Source organism: Halanaerobiales bacterium (assembly GCA_035270125.1).
In the GTDB taxonomy this organism is placed as follows: Bacteria; Bacillota; Halanaerobiia; order Halanaerobiales; family DATFIM01; genus DATFIM01.
Genome location: DATFIM010000129.1, coordinates 1 through 4,228 on the forward strand (window position 1 = coordinate 1; position 4,228 = coordinate 4,228).

Below are 4,228 nucleotides of genomic sequence, written 5' to 3' on the forward strand. Positions count from 1 at the left end.
ACTAGATTTAATGAAAGGTTATTTAAAGCAGAAACTTCCAGTATTGAAGCTTTGAGAAATTTAGCCAATAATAATGCTAAATTATTTATGTTAAAAAAATTAAATGCAAAAATTTATTGTTTTGATAAGGATAAAATTATAATTACCAGTTCTAATTTTACTAATAAAGGTCTTAAAGAAAGTAATGAATATGGAATTTTAATAAGAAAAAAAGAGGATGAAGATTTTAGTTATATTAGAAAAAAAGTAGATAAATTTATTGAATCTGGAAAAGAAATAAAGCATATTTTAATAGATGAAACTTATCAAAGAGTAAGAAATGCAAATGAATTTAATATACATGAAGCAACTAAATATGATGCAGATCAGGGAAAAGATTATAATCCCGAAAAATTAAATATTGAATTATTAGATGATGTAGATGAAAATAAAGTAAATGAATTAATTGCAAAAATTGAAGAATTAAATTCAAAATTTGGAAATAATTCTGATCAGTTAAAAAGCGAATTAGATAATTCTAATTATAAAAGTCTTAGTCCCAAAATATATATCTGGTTAATTGTATGGTCAAATGCTGGTGGTCCATATAAAAAAGCAGCTCCAAAAGTTGAAGAATTATGTAATGAGTTATTAGGATATCAAAGTGATAATGAAATAGAAGTTTCAACAAATAAGATTAATTTAAAAGAATATAGATATGAAGAAAAACTTCCTGAAAATATAAGAAGTAACATTTTGAAGTATCATTATAATAATTTAGAATAAGAGTACAAACCCTTCTCTTGAATGAGGAGGGTTTTTATACTGTATTTTTTTAATAATATATATAATATTTTGAGGTGTGATATAATGAAAAATAAGGACCATAAATTACGTACTTTAAAAAAAGAGTCATATAGAGAAGAAATTATTAATGGACCAATAACTTCGACTTTAATGAAATTAGCCTGGCCAATTATGATTACAAATGGAATGCAGGTTTTATATAATATCGCGGATACTTTTTGGGTGGGAAAGATTAGTGCCCAGGCTGTTGCAGCTATTTCTATTTCTTTTCCGGTTGTATTTTTGTTTATATCAATAGGAGCAGGAATTAATATTTCTGGAACTACTTTGGTAGCTCAATACACAGGTGCTGGAGAAAGCGAAAATGCTGATAAAGTCGCAACTCAGTTATTTGTGTTTATATTTTCTCTTTCAGTTATATTATCGTTTATCGGATATTTATTTAATGAAAATATTTTACATTTAATTGGTGCTCCTGAAAATATTATGGATCAGGCTACCGGTTATTTAAATATCTTTTTTATTGGTTTACCATTTATGTTTTTATTTTTTGTATTTTCAGCTCTCTTACGTGGAGTTGGAGATACTAAAACTCCAATGAAAATGATGATAATTTCAGTATTGATTAATATAGTTGCAGACCCCTTTATAATTTTTGGCTGGTCATTTTTCCCTGAATTAGGTGTAAGAGGAGCTGCCCTTGCAACAATATCCTCCAGAGCTATTGCCGGTTTATTTGGGATGTACTTACTATTTAGCGGTAAAAAAGGTATACATATTAAGAAAAAATATTTAAAACCTGATTTAAAAATGTATAAAAAAATTCTTAGAATTGGTATTCCTTCTGCAGGTGAAAAATCAATGGCAGCAATTAGTATTGTTTTATTTATGGGGATAATATCACGTTTTGGCACAATGGCAGTTGCTGCTTATGGTATAGGTCATCGAGTAATGTCGATAGTAAGAATGCCAGTTAGAGGATTTGGTAGAGGTACAACAACTATGGTAGGTCAGAATTTAGGTGCAGATAAAATAGATCGAGCTGAACGCTGTACCTGGATTGCCACTGCTATCACCTTTATTTCTTTAATTTTAATTTGGATTGGAGTATTTATTTTTTCTGAACAGATAATAGCTATTTTTAATAATAATCCAGAAGTTGTTAAAATAGGTAGTTCATTTTTAAAAATTGCTGGATTTTCCTTTAGTTTTATAGGAATTAGACTTGTAATAGGAAGTGGATTTAGAGGAGCAGGTAATACTTTAATAGCTATGATTCTGGCAATTATTGCCCTTATCATTTTGAGAATTCCTCTATCTTATTTTCTATCCGTTAATTTAAATTGGGGTATAAATGGAGTTTGGTGGGGTATGCTTATTGCTAATGCTATTTCGGCTATAATAGGTATTATCTGGTTCCAGAAAGGTACCTGGAAAGAAAAAGAAGTTTAAATTTATGATAATTGGAGGAGATATTAATGCACAAAAAAGATTGTATTTTTTGTAATATAATTAAAGGTGAAATAGATTCTTATAAAGTTTATGAAGATAAAAGAGTTTATGCTTTTTTTGATACTAATCCCATAAATGAATACCATACCCTGGTTATTCCTAAAAATCACTATCAGGATATATTTGATATTCCTGAAGAAGAATTAGTGGCAGTTATAAAAGCTACCAAAAAAATTGCAAATATATATAAAGAGAAGTTGGAAGTAAATAACCTTCAAATATTTAGTAATTCTGGAGCTAAGGCTGAGCAGGATGTTTTCCATTTTCATATGCATATAGTACCCAGAGAAGAGAATGATGGACAGGATATTAACTGGTCAACCAAACCAGAGTTGCAGGAAAAATTTGATCAATTAATAGAAAAATTAGATAATTAATTATAAAAAATAAATGAGAGGTGAAAAAATGAATTTATCAATTATTTATCATAGTGAAAGTGGAAATACTGAAAAAGTTGCCAATATAATTAAAAGAGGAGCAGAAACGCAAAAAGAAATCAATGTAAAAAGTATGCATATAGATGAGATTGATGTGGATTATATTAATTCATCAAAAGCAGTTATTGTTGGAACACCTACTTATACAGGTGATTTATCACATCAAATGAAAAATTGGTTTGGTAATTATCCTTCTGAACTTGATTTGTCAGGAAAGTTAGGAGCAGCTTTTGCCACTCAAAGATATATAGGTGGTGGGGCTGGTGTAGCATTGAAAACAGTAATAGGCCATTTACTGGTAAAAGGTATGGTTGTTTATTCTGCCGGTGCAGGAGAAGGAAAACCATTTACTCATTTTGGGGCTGTTTGTATTCAATCCGGAAATGATGAACAAAGAGAAAGAGCAGAGATTTATGGTAAAAGAATAGCGAGAAAAACAATAGATTTATTTTCATAAATAATTATAAATAATAAGTTGCCCTTCTCTTAATTGAGAGGGGTTTTTTAATTTAAAAAGGTAAAAATTATTATTTGTAGAATTTAAACTTAGAGAGTTATTTTTTATAAAAGAGAGGATGTTTAAAATGATTAATAGTGAAATGTTTAAAAAGTTAAAGAGATTGAATTTGATAATGGCAGCTTTTCATTTGTTACAGGCAGTTTTAATGGTCTGGCTGAGTACTGATTTTGTAATAACTATTACCAGTTCTTATATGATGGGACCTCCAGGAACCACTCAAATGGGTAGTCAATCACTTTTTGATATTAGACTGGGTTTATTGGTTGCTTTATTTATGTTTTTATCTTCTATAGCCCATTTATCAATTTCTACTTTTGCTTATGATTATTATATTAAAAATTTGAAAAAAAATATTAACCAATCACGCTGGATTGAATATTCATTTAGTAGTTCTTTGATGATCATTATTATTGCTATGCTGGTTGGAATTACTGATCTGGGAACACTAATAACTTTATTTATTGTTAATGCTTCTATGATATTTTTTGGCTGGGTAATGGAGGCTTATAATCAAAAAACAGACAAAGTTGTCTGGTTCCCTTTTACTTTTGGATGTATTGCAGGTATCGCACCCTGGATAACAATTTTTATTAGATTAATTACTGCCAGTCAAAATTCTCCAGTAGGAATACCAGGATTTGTAATCGGGATTTTTGTTTCTCTATTTATTTTCTTTAATATTTTTGCGGTTAATCAATTTTTGCAGTATAAAAAAATTGGACCCTGGAAAGATTATCTTTTTGGAGAAAAAATGTATATTTATTTAAGCTTATTTGCAAAAACTGCTTTAGCCTGGCAGGTTTTTTCAGGAACTTTGATGTAATAAAAATATTACTAAATCTTAGAGGAGTGTAATTATGTCTGATAAAGATCTAAAAGATTTAACTTTAGAAGAATTGTGGGATCTCTTTCCAATAATATTAAAAAAACATAATCCCGAATATAAAGATTGGTATAATAAAGAAAAGAAAAA

5 protein-coding genes are annotated in these 4,228 nt (G+C 28.6%); all 5 read left to right on the top strand.

Annotation, left to right across the window (positions count from 1 at the left end):
- Positions 1-765 (top strand): phospholipase D-like domain-containing protein (locus VJ881_06705; protein HKL75741.1); only part of this gene is annotated, 765 nt, incomplete at its 5' end.
- An 84-nt stretch (positions 766-849) separates the two neighbouring features.
- A complete protein-coding gene (locus tag VJ881_06710) occupies positions 850-2,238 on the top strand; it encodes an MATE family efflux transporter (protein ID HKL75742.1) in 1,389 nt (462 codons plus the stop codon).
- Between the two features lie 26 nt (positions 2,239-2,264).
- On the top strand, positions 2,265-2,675 hold the full coding sequence (locus VJ881_06715; GenBank protein HKL75743.1) for an HIT family protein: 411 nt from the start codon (positions 2,265-2,267) through the stop codon (positions 2,673-2,675).
- Between the two features lie 28 nt (positions 2,676-2,703).
- Positions 2,704-3,192, top strand: a complete 489-nt coding sequence (locus VJ881_06720; protein ID HKL75744.1) for a flavodoxin domain-containing protein — start codon at positions 2,704-2,706, stop codon at positions 3,190-3,192.
- A gap of 127 nt (positions 3,193-3,319) precedes the next feature.
- On the top strand, positions 3,320-4,078 hold the full coding sequence (gene heR / locus VJ881_06725; protein ID HKL75745.1) for a heliorhodopsin HeR: 759 nt from the start codon (positions 3,320-3,322) through the stop codon (positions 4,076-4,078).
- The last annotated feature ends 150 nt before the right edge of the window (positions 4,079-4,228 follow it).